Source organism: Kitasatospora mediocidica KCTC 9733 (genome assembly GCF_000744225.1).
Taxonomy (GTDB): domain Bacteria; phylum Actinomycetota; class Actinomycetes; order Streptomycetales; family Streptomycetaceae; genus Kitasatospora; species Kitasatospora mediocidica.
This window is the reverse complement of the sequence record NZ_JQLN01000003.1, coordinates 1-21,476: the sequence shown is the minus strand read 5'-3', so window position 1 is coordinate 21,476 and position 21,476 is coordinate 1. Positions and strand designations below refer to the sequence as shown.

17 protein-coding genes are annotated in these 21,476 nt (G+C 73.3%); 4 read left to right on the top strand and 13 right to left on the bottom strand.

All coding sequences use genetic code 11. From position 1 onward, the window contains the following. Positions 1–131: 131 nt before the first annotated feature. From BS80_RS05565 to BS80_RS05530, 8 genes are all read right to left on the bottom strand, one after another. Positions 132–680, bottom strand: a complete 549-nt coding sequence (locus BS80_RS05565; RefSeq protein WP_035794040.1) for a GNAT family N-acetyltransferase — start codon at positions 678–680, stop codon at positions 132–134. Positions 681–786: 106 nt separating this feature from the next. Further along, positions 787–1,707, bottom strand: coding sequence for a GNAT family N-acetyltransferase (locus tag BS80_RS05560; RefSeq protein ID WP_232246371.1), 921 nt, complete (start codon positions 1,705–1,707; stop codon positions 787–789). Between the two features lie 114 nt (positions 1,708–1,821). After that, a complete protein-coding gene (gene ispG / locus BS80_RS05555; protein WP_035794037.1) occupies positions 1,822–2,982 on the bottom strand; it encodes a flavodoxin-dependent (E)-4-hydroxy-3-methylbut-2-enyl-diphosphate synthase in 1,161 nt (386 codons plus the stop codon). Positions 2,983–3,131: 149 nt separating this feature from the next. Next, the gene (locus BS80_RS05550) at positions 3,132–4,424 is read right to left on the bottom strand and encodes a M50 family metallopeptidase (protein WP_198045461.1); all 1,293 of its coding nucleotides are present in this window, start codon (positions 4,422–4,424) and stop codon (positions 3,132–3,134) included. Positions 4,425–4,494: 70 nt separating this feature from the next. Next, positions 4,495–5,724, bottom strand: a complete 1,230-nt coding sequence (gene dxr / locus BS80_RS05545) for a 1-deoxy-D-xylulose-5-phosphate reductoisomerase (RefSeq protein WP_035794028.1) — start codon at positions 5,722–5,724, stop codon at positions 4,495–4,497. An 87-nt stretch (positions 5,725–5,811) separates the two neighbouring features. Beyond that, the gene (locus BS80_RS05540; protein WP_035794025.1) at positions 5,812–7,260 is read right to left on the bottom strand and encodes an aldehyde dehydrogenase family protein; all 1,449 of its coding nucleotides are present in this window, start codon (positions 7,258–7,260) and stop codon (positions 5,812–5,814) included. Positions 7,261–7,390: 130 nt separating this feature from the next. Continuing rightward, positions 7,391–9,082, bottom strand: coding sequence for a PucR family transcriptional regulator (locus BS80_RS05535; RefSeq protein ID WP_035794022.1), 1,692 nt, complete (start codon positions 9,080–9,082; stop codon positions 7,391–7,393). Between the two features lie 163 nt (positions 9,083–9,245). Further along, positions 9,246–11,399, bottom strand: a complete 2,154-nt coding sequence (locus BS80_RS05530) for a hypothetical protein (RefSeq protein ID WP_035794018.1) — start codon at positions 11,397–11,399, stop codon at positions 9,246–9,248. A gap of 245 nt (positions 11,400–11,644) precedes the next feature. On the opposite strand from BS80_RS05530, the gene gabT reads away from it, so the two are divergent. Both gabT and BS80_RS05520 read left to right on the top strand, forming a co-directional pair. Further along, positions 11,645–13,000, top strand: a complete 1,356-nt coding sequence (gene gabT / locus BS80_RS05525; protein WP_035794015.1) for a 4-aminobutyrate--2-oxoglutarate transaminase — start codon at positions 11,645–11,647, stop codon at positions 12,998–13,000. A gap of 448 nt (positions 13,001–13,448) precedes the next feature. After that, entirely contained in the window at positions 13,449–14,087 is a 639-nt protein-coding gene (locus BS80_RS05520) for a phosphatase PAP2 family protein (protein ID WP_051966125.1), read from the top strand. On the opposite strand, the gene BS80_RS05515 is transcribed toward BS80_RS05520, so the two are convergent. Beyond that, entirely contained in the window at positions 14,076–14,450 is a 375-nt protein-coding gene (locus BS80_RS05515) for a DUF2218 domain-containing protein (protein WP_051966122.1), read from the bottom strand. The genes BS80_RS05520 and BS80_RS05515 overlap by 12 nt on opposite strands. 189 nt (positions 14,451–14,639) lie before the next feature. Between BS80_RS05515 and BS80_RS39025 the strand changes: the two genes are divergently transcribed. Continuing rightward, positions 14,640–15,239, top strand: a complete 600-nt coding sequence (locus tag BS80_RS39025) for a MarR family winged helix-turn-helix transcriptional regulator (protein ID WP_157535945.1) — start codon at positions 14,640–14,642, stop codon at positions 15,237–15,239. On the opposite strand, the gene BS80_RS05505 is transcribed toward BS80_RS39025, so the two are convergent. Then, positions 15,148–16,071: an EamA family transporter gene (locus tag BS80_RS05505; RefSeq protein WP_035794631.1), complete on the bottom strand. Its 924-nt coding sequence runs from the start codon at positions 16,069–16,071 to the stop codon at positions 15,148–15,150. The genes BS80_RS39025 and BS80_RS05505 overlap by 92 nt on opposite strands. A 148-nt stretch (positions 16,072–16,219) precedes the next feature. Here BS80_RS05505 and BS80_RS05500 point away from each other — a divergent pair, with 148 nt between their 5' ends. Further along, a complete protein-coding gene (locus BS80_RS05500; RefSeq protein WP_035794009.1) occupies positions 16,220–17,155 on the top strand; it encodes a LysR family transcriptional regulator in 936 nt (311 codons plus the stop codon). Here the strand turns inward: BS80_RS05500 and BS80_RS05495 are convergent, their stop codons facing one another. From BS80_RS05495 to BS80_RS41640, 3 genes are all read right to left on the bottom strand, one after another. Beyond that, positions 17,156–17,914: a ZIP family metal transporter gene (locus BS80_RS05495; RefSeq protein ID WP_035794006.1), complete on the bottom strand. Its 759-nt coding sequence runs from the start codon at positions 17,912–17,914 to the stop codon at positions 17,156–17,158. A 135-nt stretch (positions 17,915–18,049) separates the two neighbouring features. Further along, positions 18,050–19,672 (bottom strand): restriction endonuclease, encoded by a 1,623-nt coding sequence (locus BS80_RS43440; protein ID WP_035794004.1) that lies wholly within the window; start codon positions 19,670–19,672, stop codon positions 18,050–18,052. A gap of 282 nt (positions 19,673–19,954) precedes the next feature. After that, positions 19,955–21,476 (bottom strand): hypothetical protein (locus BS80_RS41640; RefSeq protein ID WP_051966120.1); only part of this gene is annotated, 1,522 nt, incomplete at its 5' end.

Below are 21,476 nucleotides of genomic sequence, written 5' to 3'. Positions count from 1 at the left end.
CACCGCAGCTCCGCTGCTGCTCCCTCGTCGGCACCGCCCAGACTCGGCCCTCGACCCTCCCCCAGCCTTCGGCCGGGGAGACCCCCTTCTTCCTCCACCCACCATTTGCCGGTCGGTCTAAGGACGCGGCACTAGCTCCAGCGGTCCAGCAGCGGGAGCCGGGCGCCCATCACCGCGTACGGGCGGTCGGTGTTCGGGAAGTGCACCGCGCGGGCCAGGTCCCGGTAGCCGAGCGAGCGGTAGAGCCGGCGGGCCGGGGTCTCGGCGTCGATCGCCGACAGGATGCTGCGGTGCTTGCCCGAGTTCTCGCACAGGCTCCGGATCAGCGCGCTGCCCAGACCACAGCCCTGGTACTGCGGCAGCACGTGCAGCTCGGTGACGGCGAAGACGCCGTCCAGCCAGTCGCCGTAGCCGCGCGCCTCCAGGTAGGGCTGGATGACGGTGCTCCACCAGTGCTCGCGCAGGTTGGGCATGCCGTAGCCGAAGCCGACCAGCCGGCCGCCGCAGAGCGCCCCCAGCGCCAGCACCCCAGGCTGCTGGGCGTGCCGGCCCACGATCTGCAGCCGGACCGCAATCTCCTCCGGCGAGAGCCCGAAGGCGGCCGACTGCACCTCCAGCGCGTACGGCGCCCATGCGGCCAGGTCGATCGGCTCGATGGTCACCTCGGACAACTGCTCCATGCCGGGGACGTTACTCCTTCGTCGCGTGCGTCGAGCGCGTCGAGTGCGCCGAGTTCACCGGGCCGGCCCGGAGCTGACGCAGGGTCGGCGCCGGTGCTCCCGAACCTCAGAAGAGTACCGACATGAACGCGCCGATCTCCCGGAAACCCACCCGGTGGTAGGCGGCCCTGGCCGGCAGGTTGTAGTCGTTGACATACAGGCTGACCACCGGGGCGACCTCGCGCAGCGCGATCTCCAGCACCGCCGCCATGCCGGTCTCGGAGAGCCGGCGGCCGCGGTGGGCGGGGGCGACCCAGACCCCCTGGATCTGGCAGGCGCCCTGGGTGACCGCGCCTATCTCGGCCTTGAAGATCACCTCGCCCTGCTCCGAGATATGGGCGAACGAGCGTCCGCCGCCCACGAGTTCGGCGACCCTGGCCTGGTAGAGCAGCCCGCCGTCACCGGCCAGCGGGGAGACCCCGACCTCCTCGGTGAACATCGCCACGCAGGCCGGCATCAGCAAGTCGATCTCGTCCTTGCGGACCCGGCGGACCAGCGGGTCGGGTGCCACCTCGGCGGACGGTTCGCTGGTGGCCAGCAGCGGCTGGTGGGCGCGGACCTCGCGGGCCGGTCCCCAGCTGCGCTCCAGCAGCGACCAGAGGGCGGCCGTCGACTCGGCCGGACCGACGATCGAGGAGCAGCGCCGCCCCTGCCTGCGGGCCCGTTCGGCGAAGGCCCGGACCGCCTCGGGGCCGGCGTTGATCGGGACCAGGTTGGCGCCCGCGTAGCAGAGCGACTCCAGCCGGCCGTCCTCGTCGCACCAGCCCCACATCTCACCGCCGAGCCGCCAGGGGTCGAGCCCGACCGCCTCGACCCGGGTGGCGACGAACGCGTTGACGACCGGGTCCCGGCGCAGCACCTCCAGGGTGTCCGCGAGATCCGGGCCGTCCAGGACTCGGGTGGCCTCCCCCAGCCTCCGGCCGGCGGGGCCCCCTTTCGCCCGCGCGGCCTGCAGCGAGCTGGGGAGCATCACACCTCGATCGAGCACAGCACCTCATTCAACGGCTTCGCGGCACCCTACTCCGCTGCCACGAGCGGCAAACGGCAGGGGGGTCCTCCGCCTGCGGACGACCCCCCTGCCGGTCCGACTGCGCGAGCCGCGTCAGTCGGCGGCGATCACGGTCGGGGCGCCGGACTCCACGCCGTCGGCCTGCATCTGCTCGGCGAGCTTGAGCGCCTCCTCGATCAGGGTCTCGACGATCTTCGACTCCGGAACCGTCTTGATCACCTCGCCCTTCACGAAGATCTGACCCTTGCCGTTGCCCGACGCCACGCCCAGGTCGGCCTCCCGCGCCTCACCCGGACCGTTCACCACGCAGCCCATCACCGCCACCCGCAGCGGCACCTCCATGCCCTCCAGGCCCGCGGTGACCTCCTCCGCCAGCTTGTACACATCCACCTGCGCGCGGCCGCAGGACGGGCACGACACGATCTCCAGGCCCCGCTGACGCAGGTTCAACGACTCCAGGATCTGGATACCGACCTTGATCTCCTCCACCGGAGGGGCCGACAGCGACACCCGGATCGTGTCCCCGATGCCCTCGGCCAGCAGCGCACCGAACGCCACCGCCGACTTGATCGTGCCCTGGAACGCCGGACCCGCCTCGGTCACGCCCAGGTGCAGCGGGTAGTCACAGGCCGCCGCCAGCTGCCGGTAGGCGTTGATCATCACGACCGGGTCGTTGTGCTTCACCGAGATCTTGATGTCCCGGAAGTCGTGCTCCTCGAACAACGAGCACTCCCACAGCGCGGACTCCACCAGCGCCTCGGGAGTGGCCCGCCCGTACTTCTCCAGCAGCCGCCGGTCCAACGACCCCGCGTTCACACCGATCCGGATCGGGACGCCCGCGCCCTTCGCGGCCTTCGCGATCTCGCCGACCTTGTCGTCGAACTGCTTGATGTTGCCCGGGTTCACCCGAACCGCCGCACAACCGGCGTCGATCGCGGCGAACACGTACTTCGGCTGGAAGTGGATGTCGGCGATCACCGGGATACCCGACTTCCGCGCGATCACCGGCAGCGCGTCCGCGTCGTCCTGGGTCGGCACCGCCACCCGCACGATCTGGCAGCCCGACGCCGTCAGCTGCGCGATCTGCTGCAGCGTCGCGTTGATGTCGGCCGTCACCGTCGTGGTCATCGACTGCACCGACACCGGCGCGTCACCACCGACCGGAACGTTCCCGACCATGATCTGCCGGGAGACCCGACGAGTGGCAAGCGGCTTGAGCGGCAGGGACGGAATACCGAGCGAGATCGCGGTCATGTGCGCAGGGTTCCCCGGGGTTGAGGTGGTGGTCCAGCCGGGTGCGCGACTGGCGGCGCACCCGGCGTCAACGGTACGGCACCCGGGAGAGCGCGAGCACACGCGCCCTGGCCGGTCGCTTCAGACCGACCGGCACATGGTGGGCGGTCTTAGCTGATCTTGACGGGGTTGATCACATCGGCCACCAGCACCAACAGCGTGAAGCCGATGAAGATGGTCGCCACCACGTACGCCACCGGCATCAGCTTGGCGACGTCGAAGGGTCCCGGGTCGGGACGCTGGAACAGCTTGGCGGCCCGGCGGCGGACCGACTCCCAGAGCGCGCCGGCCACGTGGCCGCCGTCCAGCGGGAGCAGCGGGAGCATGTTGAACAGGAAGAGCGAGAGGTTGACACCGGCCAGCAGATTGACCAGGAAGGCGATCCGCTGCGAGGCCGGCAGGTGCAGGGCCGCCACCTCGCCACCCACCCGGGCCGCGCCGACCATCCCGATCGGGGAGTCCGCGGTGCGCGGGGTGCCCTCGAAGACCGAGTCCCACAGTGCGGGGATCTTGCCGGGCAGCGCCACCAGCGAGCCGACGCCGGTGCGCGCCATGTCGCTCATCCGGCTCACGCTGGCGTCGAAGCCCAGCCGGACCACGCCGCTGGTCGGCGAGATGCCGAGGAATCCGGCGGTCACGGTCTGGCCCTGGACCGGGTCGCCGTTGGCGTCGACCTTGGCGAGGACGTTGGTCCGGATGGTCGCCGAGAGCGCCACCTGCTGACCGTCGCGCTGGACCACGATGGGCACGGTCTGCCCGGCGGACCTGCGGATGTCCTCCTGGAGCTGCTGGTAGTCGTGGATCCGTTCGCCGCCGAAGGAGACGAAGGTGTCCCCCGGCTTCAGGCCGGCCGCGGCGGCCGGGGAGGCGGGCGCGTCGGGTTTGCAGGTGTCGCTGGCCTGGCTGGCCGGGACGACGCACTGGGAGACCGTGCGGACGGTCGGCAGCGACTGCTGCACGCCGAAGCCCATCATGGTGACGAGGAAGAGCAGGAACGCCAGGATCAGGTTCATGAACGGCCCGGCGAACATCACGATGACGCGCTTCCACGGCCTGCGGGTGTAGAACAGCCGGTCCTCGTCACCGGGCTGGAGCTCCTCGTAGGAGGCCTCCCGGGCGTCCTCGATCATCGAGCGCCACGGCGAGCTGCTGCGCTTGGTGATCCGCCCGTCGGCGCCCGGCGGGAACATCCCGATCATGCGGATGTAACCGCCCAGCGGGATGGCCTTGAAGCCGTACTCGGTGTCGCCCTTCTTGCGCGACCAGAGGGTCGGGCCGAAGCCGACCATGTACTGCGGCACCCGGATGCCGAAGAGCTTGGCCGTCGACAGGTGGCCGAGCTCGTGCCACGCGATCGAGAACAAGAGCCCGACGATAAAGACCCCGATGCCGAGCACCGTCATCACTGCAGTCACTGCTGGTCCTCCGTCATGCCGCTCCACTCGCCATCATGCACCCGGACACCGGCGACCATCAGCCCGCCGCGAGCTCGCGGGCCCGGGCACGGGCCCAGCCCTCCGCATCCAGGACGTCCTCGACGGTCAGAGAAGTTCCCGCCACGGGGGTCCCGTGCTCGGCGACCACCTTGGCGACCGTGTCCACGATCGCCGTGAAGGCCAGACGCCCCTTGAGGAACGCGTCCACGCACTCCTCGTTGGCGGCGTTGAAGACGGCCGGTGCCGTGCCGCCGAGCGTACCCACCTCGCGGGCGAGCCCGACGGCCGGGAACGCCTCGTCGTCCAACGGGAAGAACTCCCAGCTGGTGGCCTTGGTCCAGTCACAGCCGGGCGCGGCGTCCGGTACCCGGTCCGGCCAGCCCAGGCCGAGCGCGATCGGCATCCGCATGTCGGGCGGGCTGGCCTGGGCGAGCGTCGAACCGTCCGTGTACTCCACCATCGAGTGGACGACCGACTGCGGGTGGACCACCACGTCGATCCGCTCGAACGGGATGTCGTAGAGCAGATGGGCCTCGATGACCTCCAGGCCCTTGTTGACCAGGGTGGCCGAGTTGATCGTCACCACCGGGCCCATCGCCCAGGTCGGGTGGGCCAGCGCGTCCTTGGGGGTGACGGCGGCCAGCTGATCGCGGGTCCGGCCGCGGAACGGACCGCCGCTGGCGGTCACCACCAGCCGACGCACCTCGCGCGGGGTCCCGCTGCTCAGCGCCTGGAAGAGCGCGGCGTGCTCGGAGTCCACCGGGACGATCTGGCCGGGCCTGGCGACCGCCTTGACCAGCGGGCCGCCGACGATCAGTGACTCCTTGTTGGCCAGCACCAGCACCCGGCCGGCCCGCAACGCGGCCAGCGTGGGCGCCAGGCCGATCGAGCCGGTGATGCCGTTCAGCACGGAGTGGCAGGGCAGACCGGCCAGCTCGGTGGCGGCGTCCGGGCCGGACAGCACGGTCGGCAACGGGCGGCCGGCGGCCCGCTCGGCCAGCGCGGCACGCAGCGCGGGCTCGGCCTCCGGGCGGGCCACCGCGACGGTGTGCACGCCCAGCTGGAAGGCCTGCTCGGCGAGCAGCTCGACCTGCCCGCCGGCCGCGGAGAGGGCCACCACCCGGAAGCGCTGCGGGTTGCGCAGCACGATGTCGATGGCCTGGGTGCCGATCGAGCCGGTGGAGCCGAGGATCACCAGTTCCCTGGGACCTGACGGGTCGTCGACGACCGGGGTGAAGCGCAGCTGCGGGTGGGCGAGCGAGTTCATGGGTCCCATTGTGGCCTGCCGTACGCGCGGCGGCGCACCGCCCCGGGAAGGACGGTGCGCCGATGGTGCGGGGGTGCTATGGCCCGGTCAGAGGTCCAGACCGGTCAGCACCAGGACGCGCTCGAAGGTGAAGTCGTCCATCGCGTACTTCACGCCCTCGCGGCCCACGCCGGAGTCCTTGACGCCGCCGTACGGCATCTGGTCGGCGCGGTAGGACGGCGCGTCACCGATGATCACGCCGCCGACCTGCAGCTCCCGGTGGGCCCGGAAGGCGGCCTGCACGTCGTGCGTGAAGACACCGGCCTGCAGGCCGTAGTTGGAGTCGTTGACGGCGGCGAACGCCTCGTCGGTGCTCTCCACGCGGTGCAGCGACAGCACCGGGCCGAAGACCTCGGCGGTGGCGAGCACGGCGTCGGCGGGCAGCTCGGCCAGCACGGTCGGGGCGTACGCGGCGCCCTCGCGGGTACCGCCGGTGAGCACCTTGGCGCCCTTGGCGACCGCGTCGTCCACCCAGGACTCGACGCGCTTGGCGGCGTTCTCGTCGACCAGCGGGCCGACGTCCGTCGCGTCGTCGTTCGGGTTGCCGGTCACCTGGGCACGGACCTTGGCGACCACCTTCTCGACCAGCGCGTCGTAGACGCTCGCGTCGGCGATCACCCGCTGCACCGAGATGCAGGACTGGCCGGCCTGGTAGTTGGCGAAGGTGGCGATCCGGGTGGCGGCCCACTCGAGGTCGGCGTCCGAGGAGTAGTCCGCGAGCACCACGGCAGCGGCGTTGCCGCCGAGCTCCAGGGTGACGTGCTTGCGCGGCACCGAGTCCATGATCTGGTAGCCGACCTTGTCCGAACCGGTGAACGAGATCACCGGCAGGCGGCTGTCCTGGACCAGGGCCGGCATCTTCTCGTTGGCCACCGGGAGCACGCTCCAGGAACCGGCCGGCAGCTCGGTCTCGGCCAGGATCTCGCCGAGCACCAGCGCAGACAGCGGGGTGGCCGGAGCCGGCTTGAGGATGATCGGGGCGCCGACGGCGATCGCCGGGGCGACCTTGTGGGCCACCAGGTTGAGCGGGAAGTTGAACGGGGCGATGCCGAGCACCACTCCGCGCGGGAAGCGGCGCACCACGGCGAAACGGCCCGTGCCGCCCGGGTCGGTGTCCAGCCGCATGGTCTCGCCGTTGGTGCGGCGGGCCTCCTCGGCCGCCCAGCGGAAGACCGACACGGCCCGGCCGACCTCGCCACGCGCCCACTTGATCGGCTTACCGTTCTCCGCGGTGATCAGCTGGGCGATCTCCTCGGAACGCTCGGCGAGCCGGCGGGACACGTGGTCCAGCGCGGTGGCCCGCACGTGCGCGGGGGTCGCGGCGAAGACCGGCGCGGCGGCGACGGCGGCCTCGACGGCCTCGTCGACCTGCGCGTCGGTGGGCACGCTGACCGTGCCGACCAGGCTGTGGTCCCACGGGTGGTGGACCTCGAAGGTGCTGTCGCCGGTCTCCTGGCGGCCGGCCAGCCAGAATGCATGGGTCGTGGTGGTGGTCACGGTCGTACCGGCCCTCTCCTCGTCGTCACTGCTCCACCGCTGTGGGGCCTGTCACCACGGTAGGTCGCGCGGCCGCCCCACGGGGTTGTCCGGTCCGTAGCGCGGCGACCCCTGGACACTCCACCTCGGCCTAGTCCTCACCCGAGCGCAGGGCGAGCCAGAGTTCCATCCGGACGTCGGTGTCGTCCAGCGAACGGCCGAGCAGCTCCTCGACCCGGCGCATCCGGTAGCGCAGGGTGTGCCGGTGCACGCCGAGATCGGCGGCGGCCGCGTCCCACTGGCCGTGCCGGGAGAGCCAGGCGCGCAGCGAGGCGACCAGGTCGCCGCGGGCGGTCCGGTCGTGGTCGCGCAGCGGACGCAGCAGGCCCTCGGCGAAGGCCGTCACGGCGTCCTCGCCCAGCAGCGGCAGCAGCGAGCCCGCGCCGACCTCCTCGTGGCCCACCGAGCGGCGACCGCCGCGCAGCGCCACGGCCAGGGCCCGTTCGGCCTGGGCGAACGCGGCGCCGGCCTCGTCGATCGGCGCCGGGGCGGAGATGCCGAGGGCCAGGCCCTCGTGCTCCTCGACCGCGCCCAGGCAGGCCCGGTGCACCGCGCCGCCGTCCACCGCGAGCAGCACCAGCCGCTCGACCGGGGCGGCGCCGTCCTTGCCGTCCTTCTCCTTGCCGTCCTTGCCGTCCTTGCCGTCGCGGCCCTCCTTGGCCACGCTCTCGCGCGCCACCAACAGCTTCTCGCCGCCCCGGCCGCCGGCCTGCTCGGCCCGCTCCGCCAGCTCGGTCAGGTCGTGCAGCAGGGCGTCCTGGTCGTTCCGCTCGCCGACCTTGTCACCCTTGTCGCTCTTGTCAGCCCGGTCCCCGCCGCCCGTCGCGGGGCCGGCCACCAGGACCCGGATGGTGCCCTCCGGCAGTCCGCCGAAGAGTCCGGTGGCGACCTGACGTGCCGTCGCCACCTGGCCGGCCAGCACCAGCCGCAGCAGCGCCGCGCCCATCCGCTCCTCGGCGTGGCGCAGCTCGCGCGACCGCTCCAGGGTCAGCGTGAGCAGCGCGACCGCGGCGTTCAGGACGTAGCGCTCGGTCGGGGTGATCCGGTCCTCGGTACCGACCGCGAGGAAGCCGCGCGCCCGGCGGTCGGCGCCCAGCGACTGCACCACCACGAAGTCCTCGTCGGCGGTGTCGAACCCCGGCGAACGCCCCTGCAGGGCGGCACTGGCCGGAGCCGGCCGACGGCGCAGCCGGTCCACCTCGGACGCCAGCCGGGCGGCCCGGCGCGCGGCCCAGTCCGGGGCTACCACCGAGAGCGCGCCGGAACTGTCGTACAGCGCGGCCCAGCCGCCGAGCCGGGCGGCCAGCTTGCGGACCACGGCAGCGGTGCCGTTCTGCCCGAGCGCGGCCCGGGTCAGCTCCTCCTGCGCCTCGAAGCTGGTGGTCACCGCCTCGTACTGCTCGGCCGCCAGCGCCGCCGAGACGACCTTGCTGATCGCGATGAACGGCGTCGGCTCCGGCACCCTGAGCAGCGGCAGGCCGCGCTGCGCGGCGGCGTCCACCAGCGGCTGCGGGACCTCGGCGTGCGAGAGCCCGACGCCCAGCCCCAGACCCACCACGCCGGCATCCGCCAAGCGATGAACGTACGCCTGGAGGTTCTTCGCGCTCCGGCCCAGCTTGATGCCGGTGGTGAGCAGCAGCTCGCCGCCTTCGAGGAAGGGCGTGGGGTCGTCCAGTTCGCTGGTGTGCACCCAGCGGACCGGTCGCTCCAGGTGGTCCGCGCCGGCCAGGACCGTCAGATGGAGCGAGGAATTGCGCACGACTGCGGCGAGTGTGGGGGGCATGGCACCTTCGGTGGGACGACCCGGCGGCCTCGTTGCCACCGGGCGGCGGGGAGCGTCGCTCTCGGGAGGATCCCTCCCATTATGGACGCTGCGGACAAGCCGTGCCGCCGAATCCACCGCAGCGTAGCTAATCGATACCGTGCGATCGCATCGAGCGGGCGCCTCAGCTCCGCAGGTCCACCAGCAGCGGCGGCACCGGCTCCCCGGCGACCGTCATCAGCGACACCACCGCATGCCCGGTCGGCAGGGTGTGCGCCAGCTCGGACGGGGACCAGCGCTCCCGCTCGACCTCCCGGGTGGAGACGCTCGCGGTCTGCGCCGGCGTCCCCGCCAGCGCCTTACGGGTGAGCCGGGCCGCCTTGCGCACCACGCCGCCGGAGGTGTCCGGCGTCAGCGTCACCGTCTGGTCGGGGACCAGCATGGTGCCCCAGACCTCGGAGAACAGCCTGCCGTCCCAGGGCGCGATGCCCGGGAACGCGATCCGGCATCCGACCGCGCCGAACAACGGCACCCGCAGCGCCTCCGGCACGTCCACCAGGCTGCGCAGCAACAGCACCGCGCCCGCGTTGGCGCCGCGCATCCGGCCCAGCGCCTGCACCGTCGCGGCGTCCAACGCGGCCGACGCGTCGTCCACCACCAGGCCCGCGAAGAGCGACCGGTCGGAGCGAGCCGCGGCGGCCTGCACGAACTGACCCACCACCAGCCGGGACAGCATCCGCGCCGCCTCCGGGTGGCTGCGCTCGGGAAGCTTCACCCGCACCCGCAGCGGATGCTCCAGCGCGCGCATCGCGAAGGCCGGCCGGACGTCCTCCCCCGCCGGGCTGAAGCACCCCGCGAAGGCCGGCCGGTCCAGCAGCGCGAGCCGGTCCGCGAGCAGCGCCCCCGGATCGTCGGCCCGCCCGTGCTGGCGCCGCCGGTGCTGCACATCGGGCTCGTGCACGGCCAGCCGCCCACGCGCCCCCAACGCCTTGACCAGCTCCTCCCAGCCCTCCGGCTCCCCGCTCAGCAACCCGCGCAGCTCCCGGACGGACGGATAGCGCCCGTACCCCGCGTGGAACGGCCCGACCACCTGCTGCAACGCGATCCGGGCGCTCTCCGCGCGCAGCGCCAGCTCGTCGGGCAGCAACGCGTCGGCGAGCCGGGCGGCCGCCTCGTCGGGCGCGTGCGCCGCACCGTAGAGGTCCAGCCCGTACGCCGAGGACGGATCACCCGGCGCGATCACCACGTCATAGGAGGCGTCCGGCCCGAGATCGACCCCGTCCGCGCTGATCACCACCACGCACGCGGTCCGGGCCAGCGCCTGCAGGCAGAGCGCCTCCGCCACCGGCCGCGCCAACCGCGCCGTCTTCCCCGTCCCGGCCGGCCCCACCGCGAGCAGCGAGGTCCCCAGCACCTGCGGGTCGAGCGCGAACCCGGCCCCCCGGTAGGCGAACGGATTCTTGAGCACATCCTGCGCCGTCCCGAGCCGCACCTGCCCCAGCAGCAGATCGTGCTCCGCCCCCCGCACCGGCAGATCCCGCGCCTCCGACGGATGCGCACACGCCGCCGCCCCCCGCGACGCCACCTGCTCCCCGAACGCCCCCGCCAACCCCGGCTCCCCCAGCACCTCCTGCCACACCCGACGGATCCGCACATAGTCGACATCCGTCACCACCCCACCCCGCACATCCCGCTCCACGGCCCCGAGCGCCTCCCCAAGCCCCGCCTCCCGCAGAAACTCCCAGGGGTCAGCGGTGACGGACGAGGCGCTGCCGCCGTCGGAGGCAGTCGGCTGCTCAGACAGCTCGTCGGTGACAGCGTGCTCGCGGACCACCGCACCGAGCCGGGCCAGAGCCGGGGCCAGGTAGCGGCGATAGACCTCCAGCCAGCGCCCCATCCGGCCGAATACGGCGATGCTCACCGCTGCCGCCACCAGCTTGATTCCGTAGATGGCCAAGGCGAACTGGAATTCCGAAGGGTGAGGCGGCCAGATGGTGAGTTTCACCAGGTACATCAGAAATACCTGCCCGTACAGGTACACCACCGCACCCACCACCAGGTTCAGCGCCGCCCGGACCAGCAGCCCCCGCACCCCCACCGCCGCAGCCTCCGCCCGCTCCGGGTCCGCTTCGCGGTACCCGTAGCGGTAGATCCCCGGGCCCGCCGGGGGCCGGGGGTCGGTGGCCCAGGTGGCCAGGGGTGGGCGGGTGTGGCGGGTGGGCTGGTGGGGAAGGTCGGCGGGGAGGCCGCCGCGGTGCTGCTGTTGCGGCTGTTGCGGCTGCGGTAGGGGCCGGGTGGCGAGGTCGGTGCGGTGCTCCTGTGTGCCGTCCAGTCCCATTGCGGTCCCGCTCCCTTGCCCCGTCGCGCCCGGCAGTTCCCCTACCCATGCCGCCCGGCGGACGACACGCCCGCGCTCAATGTAGTGGAGCGGACCGGGCCTGTCGGTGAGCCGCAACCGCACAGGGCCAGTGGCCGGGCAGGACAAGTCGGACGGCGCAGTGCTCCCCAGTGGCGCATGCCGTCGTTGCGGCGCCCGCCGTAGCCTGCGATGACAGAGTCGAAACGTCCGTCTGGAGAACCCACATGAGCGCCGCACCGCAGCTCCCGCAGGAGCGCCGTCTGGTCACCGCGATCCCCGGCCCGAAGTCTCAGGAGCTGCAGGCCCGCAAGCTGGGTGCGGTCGCGGCCGGGGTCGGCACCACGCTGCCCGTCTACGTCGCGCGCGCCGGCGGCGGCGTGCTGGAGGACGTGGACGGCAACACGCTGATCGACTTCGGCTCCGGCATCGCCGTGACCAACGTCGGCAACAGCGCGCCGGCCGTGGTCGCCAAGGCCACCGACCAGCTCGCCGCCTTCACCCACACCTGCTTCATGGTGACCCCGTACGAGGGCTACGTCGCCGTGGCCGAGCAGCTCAACGAGCTGACGCCGGGTGACCACGAGAAGCGCACCGCGCTCTTCAACTCGGGTGCCGAGGCGGTGGAGAACGCCGTCAAGATCGCCCGTTCCTACACCAAGCGCACCGCCGTGGTGGTCTTCGACCACGGCTACCACGGCCGCACCAACCTCACCATGGGCCTGACGGCGAAGAACGTGCCGTACAAGCAGGGCTTCGGCCCGTTCGCGCCGGAGATCTACCGCGTCCCGGTCGCCTACCCCTACCGCTGGCTGACCGGTGCCGAGAACTGCGCCGCCGAGGCGGCCGCGCAGGCGATCGACATCATCAACAAGCAGATCGGCGCGGACAACGTCGCCGCGATCATCATCGAGCCGATCCAGGGCGAGGGCGGCTTCATCGAGCCGGCCAAGGGCTTCCTGCCGGCCATCGTCGAGTACGCCAAGGCGAACGGGATCGTCTTCGTCGCGGACGAGATCCAGACCGGCTTCTGCCGGACCGGCCAGTGGTTCGCCTGTGACGACGAGGGCATCGTCCCGGACCTGATCACCACCGCCAAGGGCATCGCCGGCGGTCTGCCGCTGGCCGCGGTGACCGGCCGCGCCGAGATCATGGACTCCGCTCCGGCCGGTGGCCTGGGTGGCACCTACGGCGGCAACCCGGTGGCCTGCGCCGCCGCGCTGGGCTCGATCGAGACGATGAAGGAGTTGGACCTCAACGCCAAGGCCCAGCACATCGGCGAGGTCATGCTCGGCCGCCTGCGCGGCATGCAGGAGAAGTTCGCCGGCTCGGACCGCTTCGAGATCGGCGAGGTCCGCGGCCGCGGCGCGATGATCGCGATCGAGCTGGTCAAGCCGGGCGGCAAGGAGCCGAACCCGGAGGTCACCGCCGCGGTGGCGAAGGCCTGCCACGCCGAGGGCCTGGTCGTGCTGACCGCCGGCACCTACGGCAACGTGCTGCGCTTCCTGCCGCCGCTGGTGATGCCGGAGCACCTGCTCGTCGAGGGCCTGGACATCATCGAGAACGCCTTCGCCGGTATCTGACAGCCCGTCCGGCGGCCCGTCCTCCGGTGGCAGTACCGCAGAACGCCCGTGCCCTGAACGGCACGGGCGTTCTGCGTACCGACACCGGAGGTCGACGCGGGGCGCACAGACGATCGAGAAGGCGTGGAGGTTGCGCCGAATCTCGTGAAGATGCTGTGCGAAACCCTGGGAACTTGGCTACGGCCAAGTCGTCTTGACGTACTGTCGAAAACAGCTGGACAGCAGGCCTCATCCGCCGGACGCCCTCAGGGCCACGGCGGGCGACAGCGAGGACACCATCGAGGACAACCAGGCGCCGCCCACGGTGGCGCTCCCACAGGACCGATCGACCGACCGCCCGACCCACACCCCCCGGGGCGCGCGGAGCGGCGATCACCCAGGCCGCCCCGGGGCACTCCCCCCCGCCCCGGGGCGGCCCTCCTCTATCCTGGCCTCCCCGGCGACGCCGGTGGTGCTGCTCCTGGTGCTGGCCGTGGTCTCCTGGCAAGTCGCCGTCACCGGACCGCTGCTGACGGTCGATCACACGATCCGCGACGCCGTGACGCACGCCCGGCACGCCGCGGACAGCGCGGCACTGAACCGGCTCGCCCAGTTCTGCTCCGACCTCGGCGACGGCGTGGTCGCCGTTCCGGTGCTGCTCTGCGCCGGAGTCCTGGCCGCCTGGCGGCTGCGCCGCACCGGCCCGGCCCCGGCGCCCAGGCGCTGGTGGCTCCCCCTGCCGACGGCCGCCCTCACCGCACTGCTGATTCCGCTGCTGGTGGTGCCGGCGAAGGCGTACTTCGCCCGGCCCGGTCCGCTCGGCCTGCCGCTCGTTCCCGGACAGTGGGGCTGGTACCCGTCCGGGCACACCTCGACGGCGTGCATCGCGTACGGCGCGGGCGCCCTGCTGGTCGGCCGGACGCTGCGGGCCACGGCGCGGCGGGTCCTGTCCGTGGCGACCGCCGTGCTCGGCCTCGGCGTGGGCCTCGGCCTGATCTGGTGCGACTACCACTGGTTCCTGGACGTGCTGGCGGGATGGTGCCTGTCCGGCCTGGTGATCTGGGCCAGTCGACGGGCCCTGACCCGCCTGCTGCCCTCAGCCCGCTGAGGGCCCGGCCTCACCGGCCGGAGCGGCCCCGGTCTCGGTCTCGGTCTCGTTGCGGTAGACCGTCCCGGCCTCGCCGTTGTCCCGCCGCCACTCCACGACCAGCTCGTCCTTGCCGCCGAACCGCACCAGGTGGCGGCCGATCACGTCCTCCAGGGCGGCCAGGTTCCCGCTCTCGCCCTCGACGGCGAGGAGCAGGGCATCGGGTTCGGCGACCAGCGTTGCCGAGCCGGCCGCGAGGACGACCTCGCCGCGCCCGGTCTCGGCGTCCCAGTGGGCGGTCACCTTGCGGCCGAGGTGGGCGGCCAACTGCTTGGCGTAGCGGGCGGGGCGGTCGGTGGCGACGCGGGCTTCGGAGCGCGACATGGGTTCTCCAAGGTGCGGAAGCGGATGGTGGGGACCGGGCGTGCGCGGGGCGGCGGACGGCACGACGGTGCCGCGAGCCGGATGGCCACACGTCTCCGTCCCAGATTCTGAGCTTAGCTCAACATGTGCCTGGATCCCTACTTCCCGGACGGCTACCCTGACCTCAGTCCCCCTTCGAGGAGTCCCCGCATGACCAGCCCGTCCACCGACCAGGCCGCCGGCCGCACCGCCGGCCCGATCGACCCCGCTGTCGACCCGGCCGCCGACCACGCCGACGACGGTCCGGCGGACGGCGCGGCCGAGCTCGCCGACGCGCTGACCCGGGCGATGAAGCGCATCCGCCGACGGACCATGGACCGCCTGGAGCCGTACGGGATCACGCCCGCCCAGGGCCGCGCACTGCGCGTCCTCGCCCACGCGCACGCGCACGGGACCCCGGGACGGGCCATCCGGCTGAGCGAGCTCGCCGAGCGGCTGCACATCGCGCCCCGCTCGGCCACCACCGTGGTGGACGCCCTGGAGCAGGTCGGACTGGTCGAGCGGGTCCCCGACCCGGCCGACCGCCGCGCCGTCGGGCTGGTCCTCACCGCCGACGGCCGGGGGGCCATGGAGCGGCTCGCCCAGGTCCGCCAGGAGGTCGCCGAGGACTACTTCAGCGCCGCCGACCCGGCCGACCTGGCCGTGATGCTGCGGGTGCTCAGGGACGTGGAAGCGGCTCACCCGAACCCGTCGTCACGCGCCTGCCGGACCAGCCCGGCAGCCGAAGCGCCCCCGGCCGCAGCGCACTGAGCCCGATCCCGGCGATCACCAGCAGCGCCGCGCACCCGGACACCGGACTGATCGCCTCGCCGAGCAGCAGCCAGGACGCGGACATCCCGAAGACCGGCACCAGCAGCGAGTACGGCGCCACCACGCTCGCGTCGTAGCTGCGCAGCAGGAAGCCCCAGGCGGCGAAGCCGAACAGGGTGGAGAGCAGTCCGACGTAGGCGATCGCGCCCAGCCCGGTCAGCGTGATCGAGGTCAGCGCGTGCACGTCCGCGCGCGGCCCCTCGACCAGCAGCGACAGCGCGAGCAGCGGCAGCGGCGGGACGGCACTGACCCAGACCATCCAGCGCAGCATGTCGGGCGGCGCCGCCCGGCGGGTCAGCACGTTGGACAGCCCCCAGGCCACCGCGGCGGCGACGACCAGGGCGAAGGCCCGCGCCGGACCGACCGTCCCGTAGTCGACGGCCGCCAGGACGATGCCCGCCGAGGCGATCAGCAGACCGGCGATCCGGCGCGGCGAGGGGCGCTCGCGCAGCATCCCGGCGGCGAAGAGCGCGGTGAAGACCGCCTGGCTCTGCAGCACGAGCGAGGAGAGCCCGGCCGGCATCCCCGCGTGCATCCCCAGGAACAGCAGGCCGAACTTCACCACGCCGAGGACCACGCCGACGGCCAGGATCCAGCGCCAGGCCACCCCGGGCGACCCGACGAAGAAGACCGCGGGCACGGCCACCACGGCGAACCGCAGGGCGCAGAAGAGCAGCGGCGGGAAGTCCTTGAGGCCGACGTCGATCAGCACGAAGTTCAGTCCCCAGACGGCGGCGACCAGCACGGCCAGGGCGATGTGACGCGGCAGCAGGGAGGCGGGCAGGACAGCGGAGGAAACGCCTGGCGGCGCGGACTGGACGGGCATGTACCGAGCATCGCCGAGGCCCACTCTTCAGCACCAGCGAAGAATCCTGACGACTGCCCTTCAGCACTGCTAACCAATGGCGGATACTTCTCCCATGATGGATCTCGGACGGCTGCGCGCCCTGCACGCGGTGGCGGTGCACGGCTCGGTCGGCAGGGCCGCGGCCTCGCTCGGCTTCACCTCCTCGGCGATCTCCCAGCAGATCTCCAAGCTGGAGCGGGAGACCCGCACGGTCCTGCTGGAGCGTCAGGGCCGGGGCGTGGTGCTGACGGACGCGGCGCGCGAGCTGGCCGTCACCGCGCAGCGCGTCCTGGCCCTGGTCGAACAGGCCGAGGTGACCCTGGAGGAACAGCGCGGCCAGGCGGTCGGACGGCTGCTGGTGGCCTCGTTCGCCACCGGCGCGCGCGGCCTGCTGCCCGGGGTGCTGGCGGATCTGCGGGCCGACTGCCCGGAGCTGGACGTCCGGCTGCTGGAGAGCGACCCCTACCTCGCGGTGGAGCTGGTCGCCCGGGGCGAGGTGGATCTCGCGCTGGTCCAGGACTGGCCGACCGTCCCGCTGCCGGTGCCGGAGGGGCTCTCCCGGCTCGACCTCGGCGGCGACCCGGTCGACCTGCTGCTGCGCGTGGAGCACCCGTTGGCCGCCCTCGCGGTGGTGCCGGTCGACCGGCTCTGCGGGCAGCGCTGGATCAGCGTGCCGCCGGGCAACATCTGCCATGACTGGCTGGTGCGGACCATGCGGGAGGCCGGCGAGGAGCCCGATGTGCTCTACCAGGTCGGCGAGTTCGCGACCCAGACCGCGCTGATCGCCGCCGGTCTGGGGGTCGGCCTGGTGCCGAGACTGGGGCGCGGCCTGCTGCCGCCCGGCGTGGTCGCCCGGCCCGTACTGCCCGAGCCCTCCCGGCGGGTCTTCGCGCTGTGGCGCACCCAGGCCTCCCGGCGTCCGGCGATCACCGCCGCCCTGGCGGCGATGCGGCGCCGCTGGCCGCTGCGCGAAGCCGCAGGGTGTCCCGCCGAGCCCGCCGGCCACTGATCAGGCGGCCAAGCCGATCACCAGCCACATGAACGCGACGCCGACCAGTGTGCAGAGCAACGTCGAGCGCGACGGATGCGGGCTGTGCGCCTCCGGCAGGATGTCCGAGGTGGCCAGGTAGAGCAGGAAGCCGGCGAAGAAACCCAGGTAGAGGCCCAGCACCCGCTCCGGGATGGTGAAGAACAGGGTGATCGCGGCGCCCGTCACCGGAGCCAGCGCGTCGGCGCCCAGCAGGGTCAGCGCCCGGCGCCGGTTGTTCCCGTAGAGCCGGGTCACGGTGTACGTGTTGAAGCCGTCCGCGAAGTCGTGCGCGACCACCGCGATCGCCACCACCGTCCCGACCGTGCCGCCGGCCTGGAAGGCCGCGCCGATCGCGAAGCCGTCCATCAGGCTGTGGCCGACCATGGCCCCGGCCGCGGTCAGCCCGATCCCCTCCGACCGGCCCTCGTGCGCGTGGCCGTGGGCGTGGGTGTGCGTGGCGTACTCGCCCTCGTGCGCCCGGTGGATCGCCACCGAGCGCTCGACGCAGTGCAGGGTCAGGAAGCCGGCCGCGAACATCAGCAGCGCCTGGGCCACGCCGTGCAGCTTCTCGGGGGCGTGCTCCAGGGCCTCGGGCAGCAGGTCGAAGGCGACGACCCCGAGCATCAGCCCGGCCGCGAAGCCGAGCACCAGATGACGCCGGTCACCGGTGCGCTGGGCGACGTAGCCGCCGATCAGCGTCATCAGAAAGGCCCCGACGGCGACGAGTATCGCGGTCATCCGGATGCTCCCGACATTCCCGTGCTCGGCTCGGCGCCGCTCGGACGGTATCCGGGATGGCGGGCCGCTGCCCTCGGTCCAGCTTGACGCCGTCGCCCACCGTCCGCCCGCCGAGCCCGCTCGGGGCGCGCCGGGCTACTCCGTGCCGACCGAGAGCGGCAGGCCGAGGTGCGTCTCGGCCAACGAGCGGAAGCCCGCGCCGTCGGCCAGGTGGATCCGCCGGAACTCCCCGGTGGCGACCAGGTCCAGCGCCTCTTCGGTGAACTCCCCGGCGGTCAGCCAGAGCCCGTGACCGGCCGACTCCTCGGCCACCGCCTCCGCCAGGGTGCGCACCTCCGCCTCCCCCACCGGCCCGGGCCGCCGGGAGGCGCAGACCACCCAGCGTCCCGGCAGTGCGCTGTCCGAAGCGCCGCTGCCGGTCGCCACCAGGCCGGACGGTCCGCGCAGCAGGACGCTCCAGTCGGCCAGCCCGCCGCGGGTGAACAGCTCGCGCACCAGCCCCGCGAACTCGGTCGGCGACAGGTCGGCCACGGACGGCACCGCCGCGCCCGCCGTGGCGCACGGGTGCACGCCGACCCGGGCGTACGGGTCGGGGCTGACGGCGGCGCTCAGCTCGCGCAGCCGCAGCAGCGCCTCGTCCTGCTCGGCGTCGGCGTACACGCCCGGCTCCGCCTCGTCCACGGCGGTGTCGGGGTCGACGACGAACCTGGTCCTGGCCAGCGCGTCGCGGTCGGCGTCGACGCTGAGCAGGCAGCGGGCGTCCGGTTCGCGCAGCCAGCCGTTGAGCACCACCCCGGCCAGGATGCCGTCGGTGTCCACCGCGTCGGCCGCCTGGAGGGCTCGCAGCGCCAGGCGGGAGACCAGCCGGAGGTAGTCGGCCGCCCGATCGCCCGGCGCGCGCGGGACGGGGGCGATCTCGCCGTCGGGGGTCAGCCGGTAGCCCTCCAGCGAGGGCACCAGGTCCAGCGGCGGCAGGTCGAGGTCGAGCACGGCCGTCCTGGTCAGCGGGCGGAAGACCGCCCGGCAGGCGACCGGCAGGTCGGGGGTGGCGGCCTCGGCGGCGGCCAGCGCCCGCTCCAGCAGTGACTCGACGGCGGCCGGCTCGACCTGGCGGTAGGCCCGCCGGCACTCCTCCAGGCTGTCGTTGTACTCCTGGACGGCCCGCGCCCGGGCCTGTTCGGCCTGCTCGTGGGCGAGTCGGGAGGCGGCCTCGGCCGGATCGGCGGCGTTCGCCCGGTCGGCGCGCCACTCGCGCAGCGCGCGCTGGTGGGCCAGCCGGGCCTTGGCCAGTTCACGCTGGAAGCCGGAGTCCAGCAGGCGGCTGGGGGCGGCGGCCTCCGGGTCCGTCACGGCCAACTCGGCGGGGGCGAAGTCGGCCCAGCTCGGCTCGCGGTCGGTGGCCGGGTCGGGCGGACCGGCCGGGTAGGGCCGGGGCTCGTAGGTGCGAAGCTGGCTCTCGAAGTCCATCGCGCTGACCGGCAGCGCGAGCCGGCTCAGCAGGTCGACGAGCCGGTCCTGCTCGGCCCGGACGGCGGCCGTCCGCCGGTGGGTCAGCTCGGCCGCCCGACCGTGCTCGGCGACCGCCGGGTCCAGGCCGTCCGTCCCCGCCGCCGCGGGCTGCTCGGCGTCGAACGGGTCGCCGGCCTGACCCCGCGGGTCGGTGAAGACCGCCGCCCCAGGGAACATCGAGGCCAGAAAACCCGTGCGGGCACCGAAGCCCCGCTCGTCAACAGGCTGGCGCTCGGTCGAATCCTGCATCGGCGGTCGGTCCCCCATGCTCGTCCGGCACCTCGGCGGTGGCCGGCTTGCGGTGGCCGGGCGCGCTCGCCGTGGCGGGCGCACCCCTGTGGAGAGCCCGGGCCCGCTCCGAGTCGGTGCGGTACCGGACTCCCGGAGCCTGCGTCCGATCCGCTGCGGGACCGGACACAGGCTCTCTGCATTGTCCACCGTCCGACCGCTCCGGTGGGGGTTTACCGGTGGACCGGTTGGGGCCCGAGCGACCGCGGACGAGCACTGGGGCGTCAGGGCGCTGACGCGCGGTCAGTTGGTCAGGGTGTTGGTGAGGTGCAGGCCGATGTAGCCGACGTAGATCCGGCCGCTGCCCGAGCAGTCGTCCAGGTAGTGCAGCCGGGGCGCCGTGCGGCCTCCGCCGATCCGCAGGTGGGCGCCCATGAAGGCCCGGCCGCTCGGATCCACCCCGGCCGGCACGGCGAACATCCGCTCGCGCCGCATCTTGCCGTGGCTGCAGACCGTCTGCGACTCGCCGCGGACCGCCTTGCGCGGCGGGAAGTGGCTGCCGCCGACCGGAGCGTGCTCGCACCACTGCTTGAAGTCCCCGCCGGCCGCGCCGTGTACGGCGACTGAGGCGTACTCCTGCAGCGCGGTCAGCCCGTCCCAGGTGAGCCGGACCCAGCCGGAGCCGGCCGTCGAGGCGTCCAGGGCCAGCGTCTCCTTCGCGTCGCCGGTGAAGGTCAGCAGGGGGAACTCGCCGATCCGTCCCAGCAGTTCGGTGAAACTGGTCGGACCGCAGAGGCCCTCCTCCAGCTCGGCCGGATCCGGGGCCGACTGGCCGGGCGGGCAGAGCCTGCTGTTCAGCGCCCGCAACTGGCCGCTGACCCGGCGCAGGGCGTTGCTCTGCACCTCGTTCTCGGTGCGCAGGTGGAACTCACGGCGGCGGGACCGGTGCAGACTGATCCGGACGCGTTGCAGCTCGTCCGCGCCGGCCTTCCGCGACTCGGCCAGTTCGCCGGCCAGTTCGTCCAACGGGGACTGCGACGGGCACGGCTCGACGAGCCGGACCTGCGGCGCCGGCACCCGGGCGAGCGGCCCGGGCAGCGGGGCGAGATCTGCCAGCCGACGCGGCTCGCGGGCCAGCAGGGCGGCGGCCCGGCGCGGTTCGCTCTCGATCCGGTGCCGGGGCAGCACCAGATGCCGGCCCGCGTCCCGCCGGGAGGCCGGGTCGACTTCGGGCAGGTAGGTGCGGACGGCACCGCCGTAGACGGTGTGGAACTCCAGGGCTGTGTTGAAGAGCACCCGGGCCTCCGGCGCGAGCACATAGCCGACGGCCAGGCCGGCGACGTTGCGCAGCAGCGGGTCCAGCACCTGGGTGGACCAGACCTGCGGACTGAGGTCGGCGGGCACGCTGGCGACCACGATGGGCAGCCGGCGCGCGGGGTCGCAGAGCTCGTCGATGACGGTGTCGACCTCGGCGGCGGTGATGATCCGCGGCAGCAGGCGGACCTCGGCGTCGCCGTCCGAGGCGTCCAGCAGCGGCAGCAGGGTGGCGACGAGTTCGGGCACCGGCACCCGGCCGGGAGTGCGGACGCCCGGGGCGGACTGGTGCTCGGCCTCCAGCCGGACCCAGCTGGGGCCGTCGGACTCGGAGGCGATGGTCAGGGTCAGCTGGTGGGTGCCGTGCGGGGCCGGGGTACGCAGCCTGCGGCGGGTGTAGCGGCCGTTCGGCGAACCGGCGGGACCGGCGGCCAGCGGTCCGCTGTCCCGGTCGAACAAGACCCGGTCGGCCAGCCGGTGGCGCGAGCCGGCCGACCGGTCGGGATCGGCG

Coding starts and splice junctions, on each gene's coding strand:
- BS80_RS05565 (WP_035794040.1), bottom strand. CDS start 680: ATGGAGCAGTTGTCCGAGGTGACCATCGAGCCGATCGACCTGGCCGCA.
- ispG (WP_035794037.1), bottom strand. CDS start 2,982: ATGACCGCGATCTCGCTCGGTATTCCGTCCCTGCCGCTCAAGCCGCTT.
- BS80_RS05550 (WP_198045461.1), bottom strand. CDS start 4,424: ATGACGGTGCTCGGCATCGGGGTCTTTATCGTCGGGCTCTTGTTCTCG.
- dxr (WP_035794028.1), bottom strand. CDS start 5,724: ATGAACTCGCTCGCCCACCCGCAGCTGCGCTTCACCCCGGTCGTCGAC.
- BS80_RS05535 (WP_035794022.1), bottom strand. CDS start 9,082: ATGCCCCCCACACTCGCCGCAGTCGTGCGCAATTCCTCGCTCCATCTG.
- BS80_RS05530 (WP_035794018.1), bottom strand. CDS start 11,399: ATGGGACTGGACGGCACACAGGAGCACCGCACCGACCTCGCCACCCGG.
- gabT (WP_035794015.1), top strand. CDS start 11,645: ATGAGCGCCGCACCGCAGCTCCCGCAGGAGCGCCGTCTGGTCACCGCG.
- BS80_RS05515 (WP_051966122.1), bottom strand. CDS start 14,450: ATGTCGCGCTCCGAAGCCCGCGTCGCCACCGACCGCCCCGCCCGCTAC.
- BS80_RS39025 (WP_157535945.1), top strand. CDS start 14,640: ATGACCAGCCCGTCCACCGACCAGGCCGCCGGCCGCACCGCCGGCCCG.
- BS80_RS05500 (WP_035794009.1), top strand. CDS start 16,220: ATGATGGATCTCGGACGGCTGCGCGCCCTGCACGCGGTGGCGGTGCAC.
- BS80_RS05495 (WP_035794006.1), bottom strand. CDS start 17,914: ATGACCGCGATACTCGTCGCCGTCGGGGCCTTTCTGATGACGCTGATC.
- BS80_RS43440 (WP_035794004.1), bottom strand. CDS start 19,672: ATGCAGGATTCGACCGAGCGCCAGCCTGTTGACGAGCGGGGCTTCGGT.